This window comes from Xanthomonas sp. NCPPB 3174, from assembly GCF_056725205.1.
On the sequence record NZ_CM161517.1, the window covers coordinates 1,553,681 to 1,579,165 of the forward strand.

Genomic DNA, 25,485 nt, shown 5'->3' on the forward strand with positions numbered 1-25,485 from the left:
TCAGGACTTGGGGGTGAGCCAGCCGCGCGGCAACATCCGCGCCAGGGTGGCATCGCGTTGGAACAGGTGGTGGTAGAAGGCGGCGCCGGCATGCGCCAGGACCACCGCGATCAGCAGCCAGAAGCCCCATTCGTGCACCGTGTGCGACAGGTCGCGCAGGTGCTCGTTCGGGGCGCTGAGCTTGGGCACCGCGACCAGGCCGAACCAGCGGAACGGGCGCAGGCCGCTGGCCGAGTCGTACAGCCAGCCGGACAGCGGGATGGCGAAGATCATCACGTACAGCAAGGCGTGGGTGGCGTCGGCGATGCGCTCCTGCCAGCCGGGCGTGCCCTGCACCGGCTTGGGCGCGCCGGCGTACAGGCGCCAGCCCAGCCGCACGATCACCAGCGCCAGCACGGTCAGGCCCAGCGACTTGTGCGCGGTGTAGACCCAGAAATACTTGGGCGTCTTCGGCAGCTCGCCCATGGTCAGGCCGACCACGCCGAGCAGCAGGATCAGCGCGGCGATCAGCCAGTGCAGGGTCTGGCTGACGCTGCCCCAGCGGTCGGGGGTGTTGCGGGCGCTCATGGCGTGCCGTCCTGCGCATTCGGCGCGGTGGTGGTGTCGGTGGGAGCGGCGGGCGGGGTGCCCGGTGCCGGATCCGGCTCGGCCTTGGCGCCGCCTTCGCGAGTGGCCTCGGCCTCGATGCGCAGTTCCACCGTGCCGCCGATCACCGACGGCCAGGCACTGATGCCGAAGTCGGCGCGCTGCAGCGTGGTGGTGGCGGAGAAGCCGGCGGTGCGGCGGAACGGCGGCAGCGGATGGCGCTTGACCGCGTTCAGGGTCACGTCCAGGGTCACCTCGCGGGTGACGCCGTGCAGAGTCAGTTGCCCGATCAACTTGGCGTGCTGCGCGTCGATCGGCTCCACGCGCGTGGAGACGAACTGCGCCTCGGGGTAGCGGTCGCCGTCGAGCAGGTTGTGCGCCAGCGCGGCGCGGTTCCACTTGGCATCGCCCAGATCCAGCCGCTGCAACGGCACCCGCGCCTGCAGCCGGGCGCTGCGCCAGTCGTCCGGGTCGAACACCAGGGTGCCGGTGCTGCCGGACACGGTGCCCAGCGCCTTGGAGAAGCCGGCGTGCTCGATCGCGAACAGCACCCGCGTGTGTACCGGGTCCAGCGCGTACTGCGCCGGCGCGGCCAGGGCGGTACCCGGCAAGGCCAGCAGGAGCGCCACAAGAGAGGGTTTGAGCATGAAGCGGGCCGCGCTGGGAGGGTCGCCGGATTCTAGTCACAGTCCGGCCCGGCTGCGTACCTGCGCCACGTAACGGTTCGTTGCACGCCGCGACAGGTGTGATTTTTCCGCGGCCGCGCGGTATAAGAACGCTGCCGCGGCGAGCGGCATACGGAGCGGCCGCCCCGCGCGTCCGGCCCCGGCAGTGCGCCGGTGTTCATCCGCTGACGTCCTTTGCCGGAGCCGATGTCCATGCCCATCCCGCATCCCCCACGCCGGTGGCGCTGCTGGGGGCTGGCCTGCCTGTTGGCGTTGGCCGGCGTCAGCGCCGACGCCTGGGCCGGGGTGCCGCAACTGCCGCGCTTCCGGGTGTTCTCCAGCGAGCAGGGGCTGCCGTCCAGCGACATCTCCGGGCTGCAGCTGGACCGCGACGGGTATCTGTGGATCGCCAGCGGCGACGGCCTGGCCCGCTACGACGGGCGCGAGTTCCGGGTGTGGCGCCACGACCCGGCCGATCCCGCCTCGCTGCGCTGCAACTACGTGCAGGACCTGCACATCGACGCGCGCGACCGCATCTGGGTGGCCTGCGAGGGCGGCGGCCTCAGCATGCTCGGCGCGGACCGGCGCGGCTTCCGCCACTTCAACATGGCCAACCAGCCGGCGATGCGCAGCGACGAGGTGTTCGCCATCGCCAGCCGCGGCGATGCGGTGTTCTTCGGCACCTACCGCGGCGGTCTGTACCGGCTGGGCGACGATGGCCGGGTGCAGCGCATCCGTGCCGGCGACCCGAAGGTGGACGCGCTGCTAGACAGCGCGGTGCTGACCCTGGCCTTCGACGACGCCGGGGTGTTGTGGGTGGGCACCTTCAAGGGCCTAGTGCGCTACGACGGCCGCCACGCCAGCGCCTACCGCATCGACGACGGCATGCCGCAGGAGGAGCAGGTGATCATGTCGATCACCCGGCTCAACGATGGCCTGTGGTTCAGCGGCAACACCGGCCTGTTCCGGCGCGACCGTGCCGGGCGCTGGTTGCGTGTGGACTGGATCGGCGCGCTGCACCGCGCCGCCAACGCGATCGCCGAGGACGGTGCCGGCGGCTACTGGCTCGGCAACGGCGAAGGCCTGTGGCACAAGCCGGCCGACGGGCCGGCGCGGCGGGTGGACACCGGCGGCGCGGCGGTGTCCGGCGCCAGCGTGGTGGAGACCCTGCTGCGCGATCGCGAGGGCGGCCTGTGGGTGCCGCTGCCGACCCGCGGCCTGGGCTACCTGCGTCCGGACTGGCGCCGGCTGGCGGTGCTGGGCACCGCGCAGGGGCTGCCCGCCGACCAGTACGTCGGCCTGGCGCCGGCGCGTGCGGGCGGGGTGTGGCTGCTTGGCGCCGGCGCCAGCGTGTTCCGCCTCGATACCACCAGCGGTGCGCTGAGCGCGCCGCACTGGTCCAACGGCGCGCCCAGCGGACGCACGCTGTCGGTGCTGGACGACCCGCGCGGCGCGTTGTGGATCGGCGGTAGCAGCGTGCTGTTGCGTGGCCCGCTGGACGGCGGCGCTCTGCAGCGCTGGACTCGCGCCGCCGGCGAGGCCGATGCGATCCCGGACGGCACGCTCGCCTGGCTGCAACTGGACGCGCGCCAGCGGCTGTGGATCGGTGCGCCGGGCTACGGCGTGCAGGTGCGCGATGGCGACGGCCGCGTGCTGCAGAACATTCCCGGCGGCCAGCACGGCCTGGCCGGCACCGACATCGCGGCGTTGGCGATGGCGCCGGACGGCACGCCCTGGGTGGCCGCCGAACAGTTCCAGCAGTGGGACGACGCGGCCGGCCAGTTCCGCACGCCGCCGGAACTGGCCGGCGAGAAAGTGCAGTCGTTCGCCTTCGCCGACGCGCGCACGCTGTGGGTGCACCGGCTGTCCGGGCTGGAACTGTGGCGGCGCACCGGCAGCAGGTGGCAACGCAGCCAGCGCTACGCGGTGGCCGACGGGCTGCCGGCCACCGAGTCCAGCGCACTGGTCGCCGATCCGCAGGGGCGCGCGTGGCTGGGCATGCGCCGCGGCCTGTTCCGGGTCGATCCGCGGCGCACCCCGGCGGTGCGCGCGTTCGGTACCCGCGATGGGCTCGGCAGCCAGGAACTGGTCCGGCGCGGCCTGCTGATGACCGCCGACGGGGTGCTGGTGGCCGCGGCCGCCGACGGCAGCGTGGCGCTGCTGGACACCCAGCAGGCGGATCCGGTGCCGGTGCCGCTGGCGCTGAGCATGGAGAGCGTGCAGGTGCGGCGCGGCCCGCGCCTGCTGAGCTTGCCGACGCGCGGCGACTTCACCTTGCGCTCGGACGATCGCGACCTGCGCGTGGCGGTGCGGTTGCTGTCGTACATCGATCCCGAACACATCGTCTACCGGTTCCGCCTGCCGGGCTACGACCGCGACTGGGTCAGCACCGGCGCCAGCGGCGAACGCACCCTGCCGCAACTGCCCGACGGCGCGCAGGTGCTGGAGATCCAGGCGCGCACCCGCAATGGCGCGTGGTCGCCGACGCTGCGCCTGCCGTTCCAGGTGCAGCCGCCGTGGTGGCGCAGCGTCTGGGGCATCGTCGGGCTGCTCGCCGCGGCCGGCCTGCTGCTGCTGGTGTCGCTGCGCGCCTACCGGCGCCGCCTCGGCCGCCAGCACGCCTGGGAACTGGCCCTGCACAAGCAGGAACTGGCCGAACAGGCCTCGCTGGCCAAGACCCGCTTCCTGGCCACGCTCGGCCACGAGGTGCGCACGCCGCTGACCGGGGTGCTGGGCATGAGCGAACTGCTGCTGGCCACGCCGCTGGACCCCAAGCAGCGCGGCTATACCGAGTCGATCCGCCGCGCCGGCACGCACCTGCTGCACCTGGTCAACGACGCGCTGGACCTGGCGCGGATCGAGGCCGGACGCCTGCGCCTGGAGTCGCAGCCGTTCGCATTGCAGGCGCTGATCGCCGAAGTGGTCAACCTGATGGCGCCGCTGGCGCAGGCGCGCGGGCTGCGCTTCGATCTGCACGACGCCATGCCCGGCCCGACCACGGTGGAGGGCGATGCGCTGCGGGTGCGGCAGATCCTGCTGAACCTGCTCGGCAATGCGATCAAGTTCACCAACAGCGGCTCGGTGGCGCTGACGGTCGCGCCGACGCAGGACGGCCAAGGGTTGTGCATCGAGGTCGCCGACACCGGCCCGGGCATCGGCGTCGAACAACAGGCGCGGCTGTTCCAGCGCTTCGAGCAGGGCGATGGCCCGCGCACCGCGGTGCGCCAGGGCGGCAGCGGCCTGGGCCTGGCGATCAGCCAGGAACTGGCGATGGCGATGGGCGGGCGCATCCAGGTCGAGAGCAGGCTCGGGCATGGCGCGCGTTTCCGCGTGGGCCTGCCGCTGCGCTGGCGCCTGGCGCAGGAGCCGGCGGCGCCGGCGGTGGCGCCGCGCGCGCGCACTGCGCTGCGCATCCTGCTGGTCGAGGACGAACCGACCGTGGCGCAGGTGATGATCGAGTTGCTGCGGGGCCGCGGCCACCAGGTGGCCTGGGCCGCGCACGGCCTGGAAGCACTCACCGAAGCCAGCCAGGGCAGCTTCGACATCGGCCTGCTCGACCTGGACCTGCCGGCGCTCGACGGCCTGGCGCTGGCGCGGCAATTGCGTGCGCTGGGCCATGGCTTCCCGCTGGTGGCGGTGACCGCGCGCTCCGACGGTGAGGCCGAGGCCGCCGCGCGCGCTGCCGGATTCGCCGGATTCGTGCGCAAGCCGGTCACCGGGCAGATGCTGGAAGCGGCCATCGACGCGGTGCTGGACGGCGCGCCACCGCCGTTCTGAGCCGATGCAGGCCGCGGTTGCCAGCGCTGGCGTTTATCGCCGACGATGGCGCCGGTGACGCGGGACGGATGCCCGTCGGGGGGAGACAGAGGCGATGCGGTCGAGACGGATCTTGGGATGGCTGCTGCTGGCGTGGTCCGCGGTCGCCGGCGCGGCAGTGCCGCCGACGCCGCAGCCGCGCCAGCTGACCGTGGCCGACGGCCTGCCGTCCAACAGCATCAATGGCTTCGCCGAGGACAAGCTCGGCTACCTGTGGCTGGCCAGCGGTGACGGTCTGGCGCGCTTCGACGGACGCGGCTACCGCATCTGGCGGATCGAGGACGGCCTGCACGCCAACAAGATCTGGTCGGTGTACGTGGATGCGCAGAACCGGGTCTGGTTCGGCACCGACGGTGCCGGCCTGGGCATGCTCTCCGCCGATCGCCGCCAGTTCCGCTACTACGATCGCAGCACCTATCCGCAGATCGGCTCCACCACCGTGTGGGCCATCGCGTCCACGCCGGACGGCAGCGTCTGGTTCGGGACCGCCGCTGGCGGCCTGCACCAGTTGCAGCCGGACGGCCGCCTGCGCCGCTTCATGCCGATCCCCGGCGACGCGCGCAGCCTGCCTTCGGCCAGCGTCACCCATCTGGCGACCACGCCGGACGGCACCCTGTGGGTGGGCACCCGCGGTGGCCTGGCGCGCTGGACCGGGCACGATTTCCAGCGACTCGATGCTGCCGCGCTGCCGCGGCCGGAGGTGCAGGGGCTGACCCCCGAACGCGATGGCACGGTGTGGGTCGCCACCACCGGCGGGGCGCGCCTGGTGCGCGCCGACGCCAGCGTGGTGGAGCCGTACTGGCGCAACATGCCCAGCGACAGCGTGCTGGGCATGCTGGTCCACGACCGCCACGGCACGCGCTGGTTCGACACCATGGACGGGCTGGGCCGCGAAAGCGAGTCCGGGGTGATCCGCAACGTACCGCTGTACAGCAACTCCGCGCACGGACTGGTCAAGCCGAACTGGTCGCTGGCCTTCGAGGACCGCGAGGGCGGCCTGTGGTTCGCCAGCGGCAATGCCGGCCTGTGGCACCTGCCGGCCAACTGGCAGCAGTTCTCGGTGCTGTCCTACCGGGTGGACGACCCGGAGTCGATGGGCAATCCCTACGTGCTGGCCACCGCCGCTTCCCGCGACGGCGGCGTGTGGCTGGCGGGCACGCGCGGGGTGCTGGACAAGCTCGACCCGGCCACCGGCGCGGTGCATCGGCACATGCGCGCGCTGTTCGGTCTGGACTGGACGCGGGCGATCGCCGAGGACCCGCAGGGCCGGCTGTGGGCGGCGGCCGCCGGAGGCGTGTTGCGCTACGACCCGGCCAGCGGCGAGGTCCGGCGCTGGGACAAGGACGCCGGCGCCGATGCGCCGATGATGGAGCAGGTGGATCGGATCGTCTTCAGCAGCGACCGCCACCTCTGGATCTTCAGCGACATCAGCGGCGTGCAGGTGCGCGACCTCGATGGCCACGTGCTGCGCACCATGGCGCCGGGAAGCGCCGGCCTGCCTGCGGATCTGACCGTGCAGGAGGCCAGCCTGGGGCCGCAGGGCCAGCCCTGGTTGCTGGGGCAGCACGGGCTGCTCGCCTGGAGCCCCGAGCGCGCGCGATTCGAAGCGGTGCCCGGCGCACCGCAGCGCCCGCTGAGCGCGCTGGCGATCAGCGACGGCAACGTGGTCTGGCTGGCCAGCGTCGGCTGCCTGGAGCGTTATCTGTGGGATGGCAGCCGGCTGAGCCTGCTCGACCGCATCGATGCCGAGCAGGAGTTCCCGGCGCTGGCGCCGAACGGCCTGGTGGTCGATGCCAGCGGCGTGGCCTGGCTGAGCAGCATGCGCGGCCTGATCCGGGTCGATCCGGCGAGCAAGGCGATCCGCTCCTATGGCGTGCACGACGGCCTGCCCAACCAGGAGTTCCAGACCCGCAGCCTGGTGCAGGCGCGCAGCGGGCAGATCCTCGGCGGCACCCCGGACGGGGTGGTGCTGTTCGAGCCGTCGCAGGTGGTGCCGTCGCAGCGGCAGCCGCCGCTGGTGATCGAGCACATCGGCGTGCGCCGCGGCGAGCGTGGGCTGGATCTGCTGCACGCCGACCACATCGTGCTGCAGGAAGGCGACCGCGATCTGCATGTGGTCGCGCGCCTGCTGTCGTTCTCCGACACCGACGCCAACACCTACCGCTTCCGCCTCAGCGGCTACGACCCGGACTGGGTCGACGTGGGCGCCAGCGGCGAGCGCCTGTTCTCGCGGCTGCCGTCGGGCCACTACACCCTGGAGATGCAGGCGCGTACTGCCGACAAGGTGTGGTCGAAGGTGGTCACGCTGCGCTTTCGCGTGCTGCCGCCGTGGTGGCGCAGCCCCTGGGGCGTGGCCGGACTGGTGGCGCTGGCCGCCCTGGCGCTGTGGCTGCTCGCCTACCTGTACCGGCGGCGCCTGCGCCGGCGCGCCGCCTGGCAACTGGCCGTGCACAAGCAGGAGGTGGCCGAGCAGGCTTCGCTGGCCAAGACCCGCTTCCTGGCCACGCTCGGCCACGAGGTGCGCACGCCGATGACCGGCGTGTTGGGCATGAGCGAACTGCTGCTGGCCACGTCGCTGGATGCCAAGCAGCGCCGCTACACCGAGTCGATCCACGACGCCGGCTCGCACCTGCTGCGCTTGGTCAACGATGCGCTGGACCTGGCGCGGATCGAGGCCGGGCGCCTGGAACTGGAGCAGCAGCCGTTCGACCTGGGCCGGCTGATCGTCGAACTGGAGGCGATGATGGGGCCGATGGCGCGCAGCCGCGGGCTGCTCTTCGCCCTGGACAACGCCATGCCGCCGCAGGTCACCGCGCGCGGCGACGCCACGCGGGTGCGGCAGATCCTGCTGAACCTGCTCAACAACGCCATCAAGTTCACCGAGCACGGCAGCGTGCAGTTGCGGGTGGCGCCGTTGCAGCCGCAGCAGGGCGTGCGTTTCGAGGTCGCCGATACCGGGCCGGGCATCAATGCCGAACAGCAGGCGCGATTGTTCCAGCGCTTCGAGCAGGCCGACGGGCCGCGCACCGCCGCGCGCTACGGCGGCAGCGGCCTGGGCCTGGCGATCAGCCAGGAACTGGCGGTGGCGATGGGCGGACGCATCGACCTGAGCAGCCGGCTCGGTGCCGGCACGCGCTTCGTGGTCGACCTGCCGTTGCCGTGGGCGCCGGTGCCGCTGCCGCAGGCACCCCGCGACGCCAGCGCGTCCGCCGGCGCCGCAGCGCCGCGGCGGATCCTGCTGGTCGAGGACGACCCGACCGTGGCCGAGGTGGTCGGCGGCCTGCTGCGCGCGCGCGGCCACAACGTCACCCACGCCGCGCACGCGCTGGCCGCGCTGACCGAAGCGGCGGCCAGCCCCTTCGACATCGCCCTGCTGGACCTGGATCTGCCCGGCCTGGACGGCCTGGCGCTGGCGCGGCAGTTGCGCGCCTTCGGCTACGGCATGCCGCTGATCGCGGTCACCGCCCGTGCCGACGCCGACGCCGAACCGCAGGCGCGTGCCGCCGGTTTCAGCGGCTTCCTGCGCAAGCCGGTGACGGGCGAGATGTTGGCCAAGGCGGTGGAGGGTGAGCCGGGCCCGGAAGAAGCACCGCAACCGGGGCAGCACGGCAGCGACGATCGCCCTTAGCGCGTTCGCCGCGCCACCGTCACCGTCGTAGGAGCGGCTTCAACGGATCCGGCAGACTGCGATACCGCCGCCGTTACGAATCTCCAATCCCGACTCCCCAATCCCCGCTTTTCGGCTACTCCGCCACTTCCTCCACCTGCTTCGGCAGCGGCCGCGTATCCGGCAACTGCCAGAAGATCAGGGTCGAGGTCAGGGTGATCGCGCCGACGCAGACGAAGGTCGCATGCAGCGCCGCGGTGGCGCCGTGGGTGTCGCCCAGATGAGTGTTGAACGCGGCCAGCAGGCTGCCGGCGGCCGCGGCGCCGAAGCCGGTGGCCAGCATCATCACCATCGACAGCAGGCTGTTGCCCGCACTGGCCTGGTCGCGGTCCAGGTCGCGCAGGGTCACGGTGTTCATGACGGTGAACTGCAGCGAGTTGACCGCGCCGAACAGCGCCAGCTGCAGCAGCCGCCAGCCCAGCGGCTGGCCGGCGTCGAACAGCAGGAAGCTGGCCATCGCGGTGCCGACCAGTACGGTGTTGGTCATCAGTACGCGGCGGTAGCCGAAGCGCTCCACCAGTTTCACCGCCGCGCGCTTGGAGGCCATGCCGGCCAGCGCCACCGGGATCATCATCAGCCCGGCGTTCATCGGGCTCATGCCCAGGCCCACCTGCAGCAGCAGCGGGATCAGGAACGGCATGCTGCCGCTGCCCACGCGCGAGAACAGGTTGCCGAGGATGCCGATGCGAAAGCTGGTGACCTTGAACAGATGCAGCGGGAACAGCGGCGCCGCCGCGTTGGCCGCGTGCAGCCAGTAGCCGATCAGCGCCGCCAGCCCGGCGATCGCCAGTAGCATCACGAAGGCGTGGCGCAGGCCCAGCTCGGAGATGCCGTCCAGCGCCAGCGACAGCGCGACCATGCCGAAAGCAAGCATCGCGTAGCCGACCAGGTCGAAGCGGGTGCGCTGCTCGCCGTAGAAGTCCGGCATGATCTTCAGCGCGGCGGCGAAGCCGATCGCGCCGATCGGCAGGTTGATCAGGAACACCCAGTGCCAGGACGCCACCTGCACCAGCCAGCCGCCCAGGGTCGGCCCGACCAGCGGCCCGATCAGCGCGGGGATGGCGATGAAGCTCATCGCGCTGAGGAACTGCGCGCGCGACACCGAGCGCATCACCGCCAGCCGGCCCACCGGCAGCAGCATCGCGCCGCCGATGCCCTGCAGCACGCGCGCGGCCACCAGATACGGCAGCCGCGGCGCCGCCGCGCACAGCAGTGAGCCGAGGGTGAACAGCACGATCGCGGTCAGGAAGGTGCGGCGTGTGCCGTAGCGGTCGGCGATCCAGCCGGAGGCGGGAATGAACATCGCCACCGCCAGCGCGTAGCTGAAGACCACCGACTGCATCTGCAGCGGGCTCTCGCCCAGGCTGCGCGCCATCGCCGGCAACGCGGTGTTGACGATGGTGGCATCGAGCATCTGCATGAAGATGGCCAGCGAGACCAGCCACAGCAGCGGACGGAAACTGCGCGCGTTGGGAACGGCGATCGGATCGGAGGAGGGCGCGGACATCGGCACGCAGGGTGACGCGGGGGGAGCAATAGCATCGCGCAGATCGCGTCGCCGTGTCGTGCAGTCGTGTGCAGTGCGTGTGGGCGATGCAGCCCACGCTCAGCGAGAGGCGCCGTGCAGGCCTCCGCAGACGGCGGCATGCGCGTGTTTTTGTAGGAGCGGCTTCAGCCGCGACGGGCATTGCCGCAACATTCTGTCGCGGCTGAAGCCGCTCCTACGAAGCGCAAAAGATCGAGCGCACGGTCAGATCGCCGACCGTGCGCGAGACTGCAATCCCGAATCCCGAATCCCGAATCCCGAATCCCGGCGTTTAACCACGCCGGCTATGCCGCTGTACCGCCTCCACCAGCGCACCGACGTGTTCGGGCTGCATGTCCGGCGACAGGCCGTGACCCAGGTTGAACACATGACCGTCCAGCGAACCGCCGTTGCCGTCGGCGTAGCTGCGCAGCACGCGCTGCACTTCGCGGTCGATCGCCTGCGGCGCGCCGTACAGCATCGCCGGGTCCAGGTTGCCCTGCAGGGCGACGCGGCCGCCGGTGCGGCGCGCGGCGTCGGCCAGGTCGATGGTCCAGTCCACGCCCACGCCTTCGGCACCGGAGCCGGCCAGCTCCTCCAGGTAGGGCGCGTTGCCCTTGCCGAACAGGATCAGCGGGGTGCGTTCGGCGCCATCGCCGCGCGCCAGTTCGCGGGCGATGCGCTGCAGGTAGGGCAGGGAGAATTCGCGGTACATGGCCGGGCTCAGCACGCCGCCCCAGGTGTCGAACACCTGCAGCGCCTGCGCGCCGGCCGCGCGCTGCGCCGCCAGGTAGGCGATCACCGCGTCGGTGTTGACCGACAGCAGCGCGTGCAGCGCCGCGGGGTCGTTCAGCGCCAACGCCTTGATCCGCGCGTAGTTGTCGCTGCCACCGCCCTCGACCATGTAGCAGGCCAGGGTCCAGGGGCTGCCGGAGAAGCCGATCAGCGGCACGCTGCCGTCGAGTTCGCGGCGGATCACCCGCACCGCGTCCATCACGTAGCGCAGCTCGGTCTCCATGTCCGGCACGCCGAGCCTGGCGATCGCCGCAGCGTCGCGCACGGGGTGGCGGAACTTGGGGCCTTCGCCTTCGACGAAGTACAACTCCAGGCCCATCGCATCGGGAATGGTGAGGATGTCCGAGAACAGGATCGCCGCGTCCAGCGGGAACCGCGCCAGCGGCTGCAGGGTCACCTCGCAGGCCAGTTCCGGGGTCTTGGCCATGGCCAGGAAGCTGCCGGCGCGGGCGCGGGTGGCGCGGTACTCGGGCAGGTAGCGCCCGGCCTGACGCATCAGCCACACGGGGGTCTGGTCCACGGGCTGGCGGCGCAGCGCGCGCAGCAGGCGGTCGTTCTTGAGCATGGGGATTCCTTAGCGCGGCGCGTCGGCGCCACGGGTGAACATGACCTGGAAGCCGCGCTTGAGCTGGGCGTCGCGGGCTTTCTCGAAGGCGGCGTTGGCGTCTTCCTGCTGCAGGTAGAGCTCGCGCCGCAGCTGCGCACGGCCACCGATCTGGCCGCTCTCGCGCAACAGTTCCCAGCCGCCGAGCAGGTCCGGCTGCAGGGTCAGCTGCAGGTAGCGTGGCGGCTCGTTGCCGTCGGGGCGTTGCTGGAGGAAGACGCGCATGCGCCGATTGTAGCGGGTGCCGGTGCAGGCGACGTGGTCCGGTCGGCGGAACGCAGCGGCCGCTCAGCCGGCACGGAAGCCGCGGCGATACGCCGACGGCGGCAACCCCAGGTCGCGCATGAACTGCAGGCGCAGCGCGCCGGCGCTGCCGAAGCCGCAGTCGGCGGCGATGCGCTCCAGCGGCAGGTCGGTGCGCTCCAGCAACTGCTGGGCGCGCACCAGCCGCTGGTGCGCCAGCCACTGCACCACGGTGGTCCCGGTCACCTGGCGGAACTGCCGGGTGAAGCTGCGCCGGCTCATGCGCGCGTGCGCGGCCAGCGCATCCAGCCGTTGCGGCTGGTCCAGGCGCTGCAGCATCCAGTCCAGGGTCGGGCCCAGCTGGGCGTCGCGGCGGCTGGCCGGCAGCGGTTGTTCGATGTACTGCGCCTGCCCGCCCTGGCGGTGCGGCGCCACCACCAGGCGCCGGGCGATGCGGTTGGCGACGTCGGCGCCGTGGCGGCGCCGCACCAGGTGCAGGCAGCAATCGATGCCGGCCACGGTGCCGGCCGAGGTCAGCACGTCGCCGTCGTCCACGTACAGTACGTCCGGCTGCAGCCGCACCTGCGGATGGCGCTGCGCGAAGCGCGCCAGCGCCGCCCAGTGGGTGGTGGCGGGGCGGCCGTCGAGCAGGCCGGCATCGGCCAGCACGAAGGTGCCCAGGCACAGCCCGACCACCTGCGCGCCGGCGGCGTGGGCGCGGCGCAGCGCCTGGCACAGCGCCGCCGGCGCCGGCTCGGCAGCATCGCGCCAGGACGGCACGATCACCGTGTCGGCGCCCTCGAGCGCCTCCAGGCCGTGCTGCACGTGGATGGCGAAGCCGGCGTCGGTGCGCAGCGGACCCGGGTCGGCCGCACAGACCCGCAGGTCGAACACCGGCAGGTCGGTGTCCGGCCGCGCTTCGAAGACCTGGCAGGGCACCGCCAGGTGGAAGGGGCTGATGCGGTCGAAGGCGACCACGGCGATACGATGCGGCGGCATGGCCCGATTTTAGCGAAAACGGTGTTTCGGGCCACTCGTCGGCGCGTGTGCGGCCGCCGACACTGGCCGCTCCTTCGCCCCGGAGCCACCGCATGTCCTCTCCCCGCCGCGCCCTGCTGGTCATCGACGTCCAGAACGAGTATTTCGATGGCGCGCTGCCCATCGCCCATCCGCCGGTGGCGCAGTCGTTGCCCAACATCCTGCAGGCGATGGACGCGGCGCAGGCGCACGGCGTGCCGGTGCTGGTGGTGCAGCACACCGCGCCGGCGCAGTCACCGGTGTTCGCCGATGGCAGCGCCGGTTGGGCGCTGCACCCGCAGGTCGCCGCGCGGCCGCATGCGCGGCTGCTGCGCAAGAGCCGGCCGAGCGTGTTCGCCGATACCGAGCTGGCCGACTGGCTGCAGCAGCACGCGATCGACACGCTGACCGTGGCCGGCTACATGACCCACAACTGCAATGCCTCGACCGTGTACGAGACCTTCCACCGCGGGCTGGCGGTGGAAGTGCTGGGCGACGCCAGCGGCGCGCTGCCGTATGCCAACGCCGCCGGCCAGGCCAGCGCCGAGGAGATCCACCGGGTATTCGGGGTGGTGTTCCACAGCAACTTCGCCGCGGTCGCCGACACCGCGCAGTGGATCGCGGCGGTGCAGGCGGGGCTGCCGCTACCGCGCGACAACGTGCTGCAGTCCAACCGCCGCGCGCGGGGCCTGGCATGAGCGCCGCGCCGCGGGTGCTGCGGGCGCGCGACTTCACCGGCACCCGCGCCTGGGAGGCGCTGCCGGTGGCGTTGCTGGACGGGATCGGCGTGCGCATCCATTGGACCGACCAGCCCTATGTCTGGCACGTCAACGATGGCCAGGAGGTGTTCGTGGTGCTGGACGGGCAGGTGCAGATGCGCTGGCGCGCGCACGGCACCGAGCAGGCGGCGCTGCTGCAGGCCGGCGACGTGTTCCATGCGCCGGAGGGTACCGAACACGTGGCGCACCCGCAGGGCCCGGCGCGGGTGCTGGTGGTGGAGCGCGACGGCAGTCCGTGAGCGTTCTGGCGCACTCCTGGCTGGCGCGCTGCGGTCCTCGCCCACGCGGTGGCGGAAACGTGTGTCCGTCGATGACGTGTGCACAGCGCGGCGCACACCGCACCTAATCATGTGCGTTCTATCACGGAGCCATCACTGTCGATCTGGCGTCATTGGGACAGGCTATGCCGCTGCGTGCGCACAGAGATCCTGGTGTCACGGCATCGCCATTCACCATGAGTGCGGACGCGGCCGGCATGCGAAGCCAGAGCGATGGGCGGTTCCCTGGGCAGCACCCAAATGTCGGCGCGGGACGCGGTCACCCCGCGCGCCACCTTGCCATCCACGATGACAGTGCGGCGCCGCGCACAACACGCCGGCGTGCGCCGGGATATGCGACGGCATACGCTGCGCGCGGCCTGGGCCGGGTCGCACTGCTGGCCGGACTCGTCGCAGTCAGCCTGCTGATCCTCGGCGTGTGGATTTGGCGCGCACATCGCCAGCCACCCGCGCCGGCGCCCGAACCCTTGCGCGTGCAGACCATGACCGTCGCGCCGCACCGGGTGCCGGACATCATCGAGACCTCCGGCACGCTGCTGTCGCCGCAGACCGTGGAGGTGCGCGCGCAGGCCGACGGGGTGCTGCAGTCGGTGCTGATCCATGACGGCGAGCAGGTCCACGCCGGGCAACTGCTGTTCACCATCGACCCGCGCCCGCTGCGCGCGGCGTTGGCGCAGGCACGCGCCACCCTGGCCCGCGACCAGGCGCTGGCGGCGGATGCGGCCGATACCGAGGCGCGCTACGCCAAGCTGTCCAGGACCGGCGCGGTGGATCCCAAGACCTACACCACGGCGGCCGACACGCTGCGCTCGCTGCGCGGCACCGTCGCCGCCGACCAGGCGCAGGTCGAGCAGACGCAGCTGTCGCTGGCCTACACCCAGGTCCGCGCGCCCATCGACGGCCGCGCCGGCGCCATCGCGGTCAAGCCGGGCAACCTGGTGTCCAGCGGGTCCAGCACCGCGCTGGTGACGCTCAACGTCAGCACGCCGATCGAGGTGCGCTTCGCCCTGGCGCATGTGCAGGTCGACGCGGTGCGGGCGGCGCCGCTGGGGCGGCAGGGCCTGGGCTTGCCGGTGCTGGCGCTGGATGCGGTGAAGGGCACGCTGCTGGAGCGCGGCGAATTGGCGTTTCTCGACAATGCATTCGACACCAGCAGCGGCACCCTGGAACTGCGCGCGCGCTTCGCCAACGCCCGCGCCACGCTGTGGCCGGGGCAGTTCGTGACCGTGCGGGTGATCCTGGCGGAGGACCCGCAGGCGCTGTCGGTGCCCGAGAGCGCCTTGCAGCAGGGACAGCAGGGGCCTTACGTGTACTGCGTGGTCGAGGGCCATGCCGTGGCGCGGCCGCTGACCGTGGCGCGGATGATCGACGGTCAGGCGGTGATCGCCAAGGGCCTGCGTGCGGGCGACCGCGTCATCCTCACCGTGCCCAACGAACTGCGCGACGGCAGCGCGGTGCAATCCGGCAACCCGCACGCCATGCCGACCGCGGCGGCGACCGGGCGGCCTGCGTGAACCTCTCGGCGCTGTTCATCCGCCGCGCGGTGATGACCTCGGTGCTGATGATCGCGCTGGTGCTGGCCGGCGGCATGGCCTACTTCGCGCTGCCGGTGAGCGAGCTGCCCGACGTCAGCTTCCCGACCATCACCGTCAACATGTCGCTGCCCGGCGCCAATCCCGAGACCATGGCCGCGGCGGTGGCGACGCCGCTGGAGCGCCAGTTCAGCGGCCTGCCCGGGCTGGACACGATGAGCTCGACCAGCAGCGTCGGCAGCACCCGCATCGTGTTGCAGTTCGCGTTGAGCCGCAATGTCGATGCCGCCGCGCAGGACGTGCAGAACGCGGTCTCGCAGGCGGCCGGGCTGCTGCCGCGCGAGATCAACCCGGCGCAGATCCAGAAGGAGGACCCCAGCGCCGCGCCGATCATGCACCTGATCTTGCGCTCCAGGACCATCGCGCTGCCGCTGCTCAACCAGTTCGCCAAGGACCGCGTGGCGCTGCGCCTGGCCTCGGTGCCGGGCGCCGGCCAGATCGACGTCAACGGCGCACAGAAGTACGCGGTGCGCCTGTTCGTCAATCCGCACCTGCTCGCCGCCCGCCACCTGGGCTTCGACCAGGTGGTGTCGGCGGTGCAGGCGGGCAACAGCAACGCACCGGCCGGCACGCTGATGGGGCGCGCGCGGTCCTACACTGTGCGCGCCGACGGGCAGCTCAAGCGCGCGGCCGATTTCGACGCCATGGTGCTGAGCTATGCGGACGGTGCGCCGGTGCGCCTGCGCGACGTCGGCCATGCCGAGGACAGCGTCGAGAACCTGCAGACCGCGGCCTCGCTCAACGGCCAACGTGCGATCGAGATCAACATCCATCGCCAGCCGGGCGCCAACACGCTGTCGGTGACCCAGGGCATCCAGGCGGCGCTGCCGGGGATCCGCGCGCAGTTGCCCGGCGACGCCCAGCTCGACGTGCTCTACGACCGCGGCGACTACATCGGCGCCTCGGTGGAGGACGTGGAGTGGACCCTGGTCGGCTCGCTGGTGCTGGTGATCGTGGTGATCCTGCTGTTCCTGCGCAGCTGGATGGCGACCCTGATCGTGGCGCTGGTGCTGCCGACCTCGCTGATCGGCACCTTCGCGGTGATGCGCCTGCTGCACTTCAGCCTCGACAACATCTCGATGCTGGCGCTGACCCTGTCGGTGGGCTTCGTCGTCGACGATGCCATCGTGGTCATCGAGAACATCGTCCGCCACGCCGAGCGGGGCGCCAGCCGCATGGACGCGGCCATCGCCGCCTCGCGCGAGATCGGCTTCACCGTGCTGTCGATGACGGTGTCGCTGTCGGCGGTGTTCCTGCCGATCGTGTTCATGGGCGGGCTGGTGGGGCGGCTGTTCTCCGAGTTCGGCATGGTGATCGCGATCGCGGTGATCCTGTCCGGCATCGTCTCGCTGACGCTCACGCCGATGCTCGCCAGCCGCTGGCTCGACCCGAAGAAGAGCACGGGCTGGGTGTTCGAGCGCTTCGACCGGCTGGTCGACGCCAGCGAACGCAGCTACGCGCGCTCGCTGGCCTGGGCGACCGAGCGCATCGGCCTGATGTGCGTCATCGGCCTGGCCACCCTGGTCGGCACCGCCGGCGTCTATGCCGTGGTCGAGAAGGGCTTCATCCCGCAGGTGGATTCGGGAAAGATCGACGGCGACACCCGCGTGCCCGAGGGCACCGCCTTCGCCGACTTCGTCGCCAAGCAGGCGGCGGTGGTGAAGATCATCCAGCGCAATCCCAACGTGGCCAACGTCGAATCGGTGATCGGTTCGGACAATTCGCTCAGCAACAGCGGGCGCCTGCTGATCGGGCTCAAGCCGCTGTCCGAGCGCAGCGGCAGCGCCGAGGAGGTGATCCAGGACGTGCGCAAGCAGGTCGCCGCGATCCAGGGCATCACCCTCAACATGCGCAATCCGCCGGCGATCGACATGGGGCCGACCGCCTCGAACGGGTCGCTGCAGTACGTGCTGCAGTCCACCGACCAGAAGGCGCTGTACGCCCAGTCCGACACCATCCTGCAACGCATCCGGCAACTGCGCGACGTGCAGGATCCGCAGAGCGACCTGCAGCTCAAGAACCCGGAGATCGAGGTGGTGCTGCACCGCGAGCAGGCCGCCGCGCTGGGCGTCACCGCCGCCGGCCTGCAGGACACCCTGGCCAGCGCCTACGGCGGCCGCAAGATCAGCACCATCTACGGCGACACAGACCAGTACGAGGTGCTGCTGCAGGTCGATCCCGCGGCGCAGGCCGACCTCAACGGCCTGGATGCGTTGTCGTTCAACGGCAACCAGAACCCAGGCATCACCGCGATCGGCACGCAGACCTCCAACAGCAGTTCCGGCACCAGCGCCGTGTTGACCGCGGCCGGCGGCCCGATGGTGCCGCTGCGCGCGGTGGCCGACGTGCGCATGGGCGTGGGGCCGGTGGCGATCAACCACTACGCCGGCCTGCCGGCGGTGACGCTGTCGATGAACCTGGCGCCGGGCGTGTCGCTGGGCGATGCCGCCGCCGGCATCGGCAACCTGATGGCGCAGACCCTGGGCAAGGACGACGCCCGCGCGATCAGCGGCCAGTTCGCCGGCTCGGCGCAGGCCTTCGAGAATTCGCTGAAGACGCTGCCGATGCTGCTGCTGATCACCGTGCTGCTGATCTATGGCGTGCTGGCGATCCTGTACGAGAACGCGCTGCACCCGATCACCATCCTGACCTCGCTGCCGCTGGCCGGGTTCGGCGCCATCCTCATGCTGGTGCTGTTCCGCCAGGAGCTCAATCTCTTCAGCTTCGTCGGCCTGATCCTGCTGGTCGGGCTGGTCAAGAAGAACGGCATCATGATGGTGGACTACGCGCTGGACCTGGAGCGCTCGGGCGAGGAACGCTGGAAACAGCCGCGCGCGGCGATGCTGGAAGCGGCCACGGTGCGCTTCCGCCCGATCATGATGACCACCCTGGCGGCGGTGCTGGGATCGTTGCCGATCGCGCTGGGGTTCGGCGCCGGCGCCGAGGCGCGGCGCCCGCTCGGCATCGCGGTGGTCGGCGGCCTGCTGTTCTCGCAGGCGCTGACCCTGTACCTGACGCCGGCCTTCCACATCGCGATGGCCGAGTGGCTGGCGCGCCGCCGCGCACGTCGCAACGGCGCCGCGCCGCCGTCGGCGCCGACGCTGCCGGAGCCGGCCTGATGCGCGCGCTCGCGCTCGGCGCCGCGTGCCTGCTGTCGGCGTGCAGCCTGACGCCGGCCTACGTGCGTCCCGCCGCACCGATCCCGCCGTCGTGGCCGGTGGGCGATGCCTACCTGGCGCAGCACGAGGCCACGCTGCCGTCGCTGAGCTACCGGCAGGTGTTCGCCGACCCGCGGCTGCAGGCGCTCGTCGCGCAGGCATTGGACAACAACCGCGACCTGCGGATCGCCCTCGCCGACATCGCCCAGGCGCGCGCGCAGTACCGGATCCAGCGCGCCGCGTTGCTGCCGGAGGTCGGCACCAGCGCGAGCTATGCGCGTTCCTACCGAGGCAAGGGCGCGGCCCCGGCCAACGACGCCACGCAGGGCGGCAACGCAGCGGCCGCGCCGGCTGCCGGTTATGCCAGCAACTACGACCTGGGCTTGGGCGTTACCGCCTTCGAAGTCGACCTGTTCGGCCGGATCCACGCGCTGACAGCGGCCGCGCAGCAGCGCTACCTGGAACAGGAAGCCGCGGCCCGGGCCACGCGCCTGACCCTGGTCGGCGACATCGCCACGACCTGGCTGACCTACGCCAGCGATCGCAGCCTGCTCACGCTCGCGCAGGACACCGTGCGCAGCGCCGGCGCCAGCGTGGCGCTGACCGCGCAGCGGGTGGATGGCGGCATCGTGCCGCGTTCGGACCTGGACCAGGCCAACCAGGTGCTGCATGCCGCGCAGGCCGACCTTGCCGCGCAGACCACGGCGCTGGCGCAGGACGCCAATGCCTTGCAACTGCTGGTGGGCGCTCCGGTCGATCCGGCGCTGTTGCCGGGTTCGATCGAGGAGGTCGCGGCCAGCATCGGCGATCCGCCGGCCGGCCTGGACACCAGCGTACTGCTGCGTCGGCCCGACGTGGTGCAGGCCGAGTACGAACTGCGCGCGGTCAACGCCCAGATCGGTGCGGCGCGCGCCGCGTTGTTTCCCAGCATCAGCCTGAGCGGCCTGCTGGGCCTGACCAGTACCGCGCTGTCGCAGCTGTTCACCCACGACGCGCGCACCGCATCGGTGGGCGCCGGCGTCGCCTACACCGTGTTCGATGGCGGCGCAGCGCGCGCCAATGTGCGCTACACCGAGGCGCAGCGCGATGCCGCGGTGGCCGGCTACGAAAAGACCATGCAGACCGCCTTCAGTGAAGTGGCCGATGCCCTGGCCCGGCGCGGCACCATCGATGCGCAGGTGCAGGCGCAGCGCGCGCTCCTCGCCGATGCCGCCAACACCTACGACGCCAGCGCGCAGCGCTACCGCGAGGGCGTGGAAAGCGCGCTGTCCAACCTGGATGCGCAGCGCAGCTACTACGCTGCGCAGCGCAGTCTGGTGGCGGTGGAACTGACCGCGGCCACCAATCGGGTGACGCTGTATCGCACCCTGGGCGGGGATGCCTCGCTGGAGCGCGCCCAGCCCTGAGTGCGTTGGGTGCGAGTGGGCGGCACGCTGCAGCCGGGAGCGCTGCAGGGCGTGCCGCCCAACGTGCGCTTACTTCAAGTGCTCGCGCAGTCCGTCGCCCGCCTGCTGGATCGCGGTCCGCACCGCAGGCACGTCGCGCAGGGCATTGAGCAGGCCGAAGTCATGGATCAGCCCGTTGTAGCGGGTCACCGTGACCGTCACGCCGGCCTGGTCCAGCTTGCGGCCGAAGGCTTCGCCCTCGTCGCGCAGCACGTCCAGTTCGGCGGTCTGGATCAGCGTCGGCGGCAGGCCGGCCAGCTGCGCCGGGGTGGCGCGCAGCGGCGAGGCGGTGATCTCGGCGCGGGCCTTGGGGTCGGTGGTGTAGTTGTCCCAGAACCAGGTCATCATGTTGCGGGTGAGGAAGTAGCCGCTCTGGAACTGCTGGTACGAGCCATCGTCGAAGCGGGCGTCGGTCACCGGCCACAGCATCAGGTCGTAGCGCAGCGCCGGCGTCCCCGCGGCCTTGGCCTGCAGCGCCACGGCCGCGACCATGTTGCCGCCGACGCTGTTGCCGGCCAGCGCCAGACGCTTGCCGTCCACGCCGATCTGCGCGCCGTGCTCGGCGACCCAGCGGGTGGCGGCGTAGGCCTGGTGGATGGCGATCGGATACTGCGCTTCCGGCGACGGCGTGTAGTCCACATAGACGGCCACCGCGCCTGACGCGTTGACCAGGTCGCGGATCAGGCGTTCGTGGGTCGCGAAGTCGCCCAGCACCCAGCCGCCGCCGTGGAAGAACATGAAGGCCGGCAACACCTCGCCATCCGTGTGCGGTGGCCGCACGATCACCAGGTTCAGCGGCTTGCCGTCGGCCTGGATGGTGGTGCGGCTGACCTCGGCCGGCGGCAGCGGCGTATTGGCCTGGGCATCGCGCAGCACCTGCCGTGCCTGCGCCGGGGTGAGCTGCTCGATCGGCTTGCCGCCGCTGCCGTTGAGCGCAGCGAGGAACGTCGCGACCGGGCGCAGCGGCGCGGGCTGGTCGGCCGGCGTCGCGGCGGTGGCGGTGCCGATCGCACCGGCCAGCAGCGAGGTGGCGAGCAAGGGAAGCAGGGTCTTCATGGCGGTCTCCTGGGGCATGCCGGGCGATGTGCCGGCGACAGGAGTGACTTTGCGCGCCAAGGCGATACGATAGGTGGCGAATCGTCCAGAAAACTTTGCCCGGAGTCCACAATGGCCGACCGCCTGGCCGCCTTGCTGACCCACTTCTCGGTCAGCGCCGAGGTCTTCCACGCCGGCACGCTGTGCGGGCTGCACCGGCTCGACGACGGCGACCGCGGGCAACTGCACCTGCTGCGCCAGGGCAGCGTGGTCGTCCATAACGGCGACGGGCACGTGCTGCGGATAGACCGGCCGAGCCTGCTGCTGTACCCGCAGGCCATGCCGCACCGCTTCGAGACCGACGCGCAACGTGGTGCGGATTTCGCCTGTGCGCATCTTCGCTTCAGCGGCGGTGCGGCCAATCCGCTGGTGCGCGCCTTGCCGGCCTGCATCTGCCTGCCGCTGGACGCGCTGCGCCAGGGTGAGACGCTGCTGCACCTGCTGTTCGAGGAAGCGTTCGCGCAGCATTGCGGGCGCCAGGCGGTGTTGAATCGCTTGTTCGAGGTGGTGCTGGTGCACGTGGTCCGCGAACTGATGGAGCAGGGGCTCACCGACGGCGGCATGCTCGCCGGCATGGCCGATGCGCGGCTGCGGCTGGCGCTGACCGGCATCCACGACGCCCCGGCGCAGCCGTGGACGCTGGAGAGCCTGGCGGCGCGGGCCGGCATGTCGCGCAGCGCGTTCGCGCGCAGTTTTCGCGAGACGCTCGGTTGCACGCCGGGCCAATACCTGCAGGACTGGCGCATCGCCCTGGTGCAGCGCGGCCTGCGCGAAGGGCGGCCGCTGAAGCAGCTCGCCGACGAGGTGGGCTACGGCAGCGAGGCCGCGGTGTCGCGCGTGTTCAAGGCGCAGGTGGGGCAGAGCCCGCGCGCGTGGCGGCAGGCACGCTGAGCGGGTGCACTCGCAGGTAGCCGGGCGCGCGCGGAGACGCGCTCGGCGGCCTGCTCGCTCAGCCGGCGGCCAGCACCGCCAGCACTTCGGCCTCGTCCACGTCGGGGACGATCTCGGCGTGGCCGATGCCGCGCCACAGCACCAGCCGCAGGCGTCCGGCCAGGTTCTTCTTGTCCAGGCGCATGCGCGCCAGCAACGCCTCCGGCGCCAGCCCGGCCGGCAGCGCGGTGGGCAGGCCGAAGTCCTGCAGCAGCGCGCGCAGTTTCTCCGTGTCCTGCGCGCTGGCCATGCCCAGCCGGGCCGACAGTTCCGCGGCCAGCACCATGCCCACCGCCACCGCTTCGCCGTGGTTGAGGTTGGCGTTGTCCGGAGCGCCGTAGCCCTGTTCGGTCTCGATGGCGTGGCCGAAGGTGTGGCCGAGGTTGAGCAGGGCGCGCTCGCCCTTTTCCAGCGGATCGCGGGCGACGATCTCGGCCTTGTGTTCGCAACTGCGCGCGATCGCCTGCGCCAGCGCGGCCGCCTCGCCGGCCAGCAGCGCGCGGCGTTCGGCGTGCAGCCATTCGAAGAACAGCGGGTCGCGGATGGCGCCGTACTTGATCACCTCGGCCAGCCCGGCGCGCAGTTCGCGCGGCGGCAGGCTGCGCAGCGTGGCGGTGTCGGCCAGTACCGCGCGCGGCGGATGGAACGCGCCGACCAGGTTCTTGCCCTGCGGGATGTCCACCGCGGTCTTGCCGCCGACCGAGGAGTCGACCATCGCCAGCAGCGTGGTCGGCAGTTGCACGCAATCCACGCCGCGCATCCAGCAGGCGGCGGCGAACCCGGCCAGGTCGCCGACCACGCCGCCGCCCAGCGCCAGCACGCAGGCGTCGCGGGTGGCGCCGAGCGCGGCCAGCGCGGCGATCGCCGCGGCGAAGTTGTCCAGGGTCTTGGAGGCCTCGCCGGCGGGAATCACGAACGCGCCGATCTGCAATTCCGGGCGTGTCGCCAGCAGCGCGCTGCGGACCTGCGCGGCGTACAGCGGCGCCACTTGGCTATCGCTGAGCAGCAACACGTGGCGGCCGCGCACCTGCGCGGCGAGGGCGGTGCCGTCGTCGAGCAGGCCGGGGCCGATGCGGATGGTGTAGGCCGGGTCGCCAGCGACCTCGACCGTGCGCGATGTTGCGGTCATGCAGTGGGTTCCGGAAGTTTCCACGACGCGGCCAGGCGCACGACCAGTTGCGCGGTGGCCTCGGCCGGGGTGAGGTGGTCGGTGTCCAGGATCAGGTCGGCGACCTCGCGGTACAGCGGTTCGCGCACCGCGTGCAGGTCGCGCAACACCTGCTCGCGGTCGCCACGCTGCAGCAGCGGGCGGCTGCGGTCGCGGTGCAGGCGCTGCAGTTGCGCGGCCACGCCCACCCGCAGGTACACCACGAAGCCGTGCTCGCGCATCTCGCGGCGGCTGTCGGCGTTGAGCACGGCGCCGCCGCCGGTGGAGATCAGGTGGCCGGGCGTGCTCAGAATGCTTTCCAGCACCGCGCGCTCGTGTTCGCGGAAGCCGGCCTCGCCGGCGTGCTCGAACAGCGAGGCGATGCTGGCGCCGGTGCGCTCGACGATGGTCTGGTCGCTGTCGACGAAGACCAGACCGAAGCGCTCGGCCAGGCGGCGACCGATGACGCTCTTGCCAGCGCCCATCGGGCCGACCAGCACCAGGTTGGGGGCGGGATTCATCCGCCGATGCTAGCAGACACCGATGCCGCCCCGCGCGCCGCGCCGGCGCGTGCGCGGGGCCTCGCGCGGCGAAGCGTGCGTCGCGCGGTGCATGGCGCGACAATGGCGCATCGTCCGCCGAGTGCCTGTCGCCATGCCCGATCTCTACGCCGAAGCCCTGTCCACGTTCGCCGATCTGTTCGCCGAGGCGCGCACCAGCGACGAGGCCGAATACAACGCCATGGTCGTGTCCTCGGCCACGCTGGAGGCGCGCCCGTCGTCGCGGGTGGTGCTGCTGAAGGCCTACGACGCGCGCGGTTTCGTGTTCTACACCCACCTGGACAGCCAGAAGGGCCGGGAGCTGCAGGCCAATCCGCAGGCCTCGCTGCTGTTCCTGTGGCGGCGCATGCGCGAGGACGGGGTGCAGGTACGCATCGATGGCGAGGTGCAACTGGTCGCCGCGGCCGAGGCCGACGCCTATTTCGCCTCGCGCCCGCGCATGAGCCAGATCGGCGCCTGGGCCTCGGCGCAGTCGCGCACGCTGGCCTCGCGCGAGGAATTCGAGGAACGCGTGGCCAAGGCCGAGGCCACCTTCGAGGGCCGCGAGGTGCCGCGCCCGGACGGCTGGGGCGGGTTCCGCGTGGTGCCGCGCAGTTTCGAGTTCTGGTATGGCGCCAAGTACCGCCTGCACGAGCGCTGGCGCTACGAAGCCGACGCCGCCGGCCACTGGAGCAAGCGGATGCTGTTCCCGTGAGGGGGGCCGGCCCGGCCTGCCGCGGCGCTGCCGCCGCGGTCGACCCGTGCCCGCACGAGGCGCGCTGAGCATGGGCCCGCAGCGCATCGTCTGCCTGACCGAAGAGCCGACCGAAACGCTGTACGCGCTTGGCGAGCAGCAGCGCATCGTCGGCATCAGCGGCTTCACCGTGCGCCCGCCGCAGGCGCGCCGCGACAAGCCCAAGGTCAGCGCCTTCACCAGCGCCAAGATCGGCGAGATCCTCAAGCTGCAGCCGGACCTGGCGATCGGCTTCTCCGACATCCAGGCCGATATCGCCGCCGAATTGGTGCGGCACGGCGTGGAGGTGTGGATCGCCAACCATCGCAGCGTCGACGGCATTCTCGACTACGTGCGCCGGCTCGGCGCGCTGGTCGGCGCCGGACCGCGCGCTGATGCCTACGCCGACGCGCTGCAGCGCGGCCTCGACGCCATCGCTGCGCAGGCCGCCACCTTGCCGCGGCGGCCGCGCGTGTACCTGGAGGAATGGGACGAGCCCATCATCACCGGCATCCGCTGGGTGGCCGAACTGGTCGGCATCGCCGGCGGCGAGGACGTGTTCCCGGAACTGTCGGTGCAGCCGCTGGCCAAGGCGCGGATCCTGGTCAATGGCGACGAGGTGGTGCGGCGCGCGCCGGACATCATCCTCGGCTCCTGGTGCGGCAAGCGCTTCCGCCCCGAGCGCGTCGCCGCGCGGCCGGGCTGGTCGGCGATTCCGGCGGTGCGCGACGGGCAACTGTTCGAGATCAAGTCGCCGCTGATCCTGCAGCCGGGGCCGGCCGCGCTCACCGACGGCGTGCGCGCCATCGCCGACATCATCCAGGCCTGGGCCGGGGGCGTGGGCGCGCGCTAGGGCGGGGCTGCCAGGCCAC

At 71.8% G+C, this 25,485-nt stretch carries 19 protein-coding genes; 10 read left to right on the top strand and 9 right to left on the bottom strand.

All coding sequences use genetic code 11. The features are described from left to right. Both AC1PK7_RS06845 and AC1PK7_RS06850 read right to left on the bottom strand, forming a co-directional pair. On the bottom strand, positions 1 to 567 hold the full coding sequence (locus AC1PK7_RS06845) for a cytochrome b (RefSeq protein WP_481100287.1): 567 nt from the start codon (positions 565 to 567) through the stop codon (positions 1 to 3). Continuing rightward, complete coding sequence (locus AC1PK7_RS06850) at positions 564 to 1,232, bottom strand: YceI family protein (RefSeq protein ID WP_481100288.1); 669 nt, start codon at positions 1,230 to 1,232, stop codon at positions 564 to 566. The genes AC1PK7_RS06845 and AC1PK7_RS06850 overlap by 4 nt, the downstream gene beginning before the upstream one ends. Before the next feature lie 231 nt (positions 1,233 to 1,463). Here AC1PK7_RS06850 and AC1PK7_RS06855 point away from each other — a divergent pair, with 231 nt between their 5' ends. Together AC1PK7_RS06855 and AC1PK7_RS06860 are read left to right on the top strand one after the other, a co-directional pair. Then, positions 1,464 to 5,027 (top strand): hybrid sensor histidine kinase/response regulator, encoded by a 3,564-nt coding sequence (locus AC1PK7_RS06855; RefSeq protein WP_481100289.1) that lies wholly within the window; start codon positions 1,464 to 1,466, stop codon positions 5,025 to 5,027. 112 nt (positions 5,028 to 5,139) lie between these two features. After that, a complete protein-coding gene (locus tag AC1PK7_RS06860) occupies positions 5,140 to 8,694 on the top strand; it encodes a hybrid sensor histidine kinase/response regulator (protein ID WP_481100290.1) in 3,555 nt (1,184 codons plus the stop codon). A 115-nt stretch (positions 8,695 to 8,809) separates the two neighbouring features. On the opposite strand, the gene mdtD is transcribed toward AC1PK7_RS06860, so the two are convergent. The 4 genes from mdtD to AC1PK7_RS06880 form a co-directional block, all read right to left on the bottom strand. Continuing rightward, positions 8,810 to 10,240: a multidrug transporter subunit MdtD gene (gene mdtD / locus AC1PK7_RS06865; RefSeq protein WP_209244203.1), complete on the bottom strand. Its 1,431-nt coding sequence runs from the start codon at positions 10,238 to 10,240 to the stop codon at positions 8,810 to 8,812. Between the two features lie 310 nt (positions 10,241 to 10,550). After that, complete coding sequence (hemE, locus tag AC1PK7_RS06870) at positions 10,551 to 11,618, bottom strand: uroporphyrinogen decarboxylase (RefSeq protein WP_481100291.1); 1,068 nt, start codon at positions 11,616 to 11,618, stop codon at positions 10,551 to 10,553. A gap of 9 nt (positions 11,619 to 11,627) precedes the next feature. Next, a complete protein-coding gene (locus AC1PK7_RS06875) occupies positions 11,628 to 11,882 on the bottom strand; it encodes a WGR domain-containing protein (protein WP_010344159.1) in 255 nt (84 codons plus the stop codon). Between the two features lie 63 nt (positions 11,883 to 11,945). Beyond that, complete coding sequence (locus AC1PK7_RS06880) at positions 11,946 to 12,899, bottom strand: GlxA family transcriptional regulator (protein ID WP_481100292.1); 954 nt, start codon at positions 12,897 to 12,899, stop codon at positions 11,946 to 11,948. 92 nt (positions 12,900 to 12,991) lie between these two features. Between AC1PK7_RS06880 and AC1PK7_RS06885 the strand changes: the two genes are divergently transcribed. The 5 genes from AC1PK7_RS06885 (at position 12,992) to AC1PK7_RS06905 (ending at position 20,130) form a co-directional block, all read left to right on the top strand. After that, the gene (locus AC1PK7_RS06885) at positions 12,992 to 13,615 is read left to right on the top strand and encodes a cysteine hydrolase family protein (RefSeq protein ID WP_481100293.1); all 624 of its coding nucleotides are present in this window, start codon (positions 12,992 to 12,994) and stop codon (positions 13,613 to 13,615) included. Continuing rightward, positions 13,612 to 13,935: a cupin domain-containing protein gene (locus tag AC1PK7_RS06890; RefSeq protein ID WP_420009359.1), complete on the top strand. Its 324-nt coding sequence runs from the start codon at positions 13,612 to 13,614 to the stop codon at positions 13,933 to 13,935. The genes AC1PK7_RS06885 and AC1PK7_RS06890 overlap by 4 nt, the downstream gene beginning before the upstream one ends. 521 nt (positions 13,936 to 14,456) lie before the next feature. Then, the gene (locus AC1PK7_RS06895; protein ID WP_481100854.1) at positions 14,457 to 15,488 is read left to right on the top strand and encodes an efflux RND transporter periplasmic adaptor subunit; all 1,032 of its coding nucleotides are present in this window, start codon (positions 14,457 to 14,459) and stop codon (positions 15,486 to 15,488) included. After that, positions 15,485 to 18,685: an efflux RND transporter permease subunit gene (locus AC1PK7_RS06900; protein WP_481100294.1), complete on the top strand. Its 3,201-nt coding sequence runs from the start codon at positions 15,485 to 15,487 to the stop codon at positions 18,683 to 18,685. Before AC1PK7_RS06895 ends, AC1PK7_RS06900 begins: the two co-directional genes overlap by 4 nt. Beyond that, a complete protein-coding gene (locus tag AC1PK7_RS06905) occupies positions 18,685 to 20,130 on the top strand; it encodes an efflux transporter outer membrane subunit (protein WP_481100295.1) in 1,446 nt (481 codons plus the stop codon). The genes AC1PK7_RS06900 and AC1PK7_RS06905 overlap by 1 nt, the downstream gene beginning before the upstream one ends. A gap of 69 nt (positions 20,131 to 20,199) precedes the next feature. Here the strand turns inward: AC1PK7_RS06905 and AC1PK7_RS06910 are convergent, their stop codons facing one another. Beyond that, positions 20,200 to 21,225 carry an alpha/beta hydrolase gene (locus tag AC1PK7_RS06910; RefSeq protein ID WP_481100296.1) on the bottom strand — a complete coding sequence of 342 codons (1,026 nt, stop codon included), beginning with the start codon at positions 21,223 to 21,225 and terminating at the stop codon, positions 20,200 to 20,202. A 111-nt stretch (positions 21,226 to 21,336) separates the two neighbouring features. Here AC1PK7_RS06910 and AC1PK7_RS06915 point away from each other — a divergent pair, with 111 nt between their 5' ends. Further along, the gene (locus AC1PK7_RS06915; RefSeq protein WP_481100297.1) at positions 21,337 to 22,155 is read left to right on the top strand and encodes an AraC family transcriptional regulator; all 819 of its coding nucleotides are present in this window, start codon (positions 21,337 to 21,339) and stop codon (positions 22,153 to 22,155) included. Between the two features lie 58 nt (positions 22,156 to 22,213). Here AC1PK7_RS06915 and aroB read toward each other — a convergent pair whose 3' ends face one another. Together aroB and AC1PK7_RS06925 are read right to left on the bottom strand one after the other, a co-directional pair. Beyond that, positions 22,214 to 23,323 carry a 3-dehydroquinate synthase gene (gene aroB, locus AC1PK7_RS06920; RefSeq protein ID WP_481100298.1) on the bottom strand — a complete coding sequence of 370 codons (1,110 nt, stop codon included), beginning with the start codon at positions 23,321 to 23,323 and terminating at the stop codon, positions 22,214 to 22,216. Next, complete coding sequence (locus AC1PK7_RS06925) at positions 23,320 to 23,862, bottom strand: shikimate kinase (protein WP_010344147.1); 543 nt, start codon at positions 23,860 to 23,862, stop codon at positions 23,320 to 23,322. Before AC1PK7_RS06925 ends, aroB begins: the two co-directional genes overlap by 4 nt. A gap of 133 nt (positions 23,863 to 23,995) precedes the next feature. Here AC1PK7_RS06925 and pdxH point away from each other — a divergent pair, with 133 nt between their 5' ends. Then, positions 23,996 to 24,595: a pyridoxamine 5'-phosphate oxidase gene (gene pdxH, locus AC1PK7_RS06930; protein ID WP_017910874.1), complete on the top strand. Its 600-nt coding sequence runs from the start codon at positions 23,996 to 23,998 to the stop codon at positions 24,593 to 24,595. Between the two features lie 70 nt (positions 24,596 to 24,665). Further along, on the top strand, positions 24,666 to 25,466 hold the full coding sequence (locus tag AC1PK7_RS06935) for a cobalamin-binding protein (RefSeq protein ID WP_481100855.1): 801 nt from the start codon (positions 24,666 to 24,668) through the stop codon (positions 25,464 to 25,466). Positions 25,467 to 25,485: the final 19 nt, after the last annotated feature.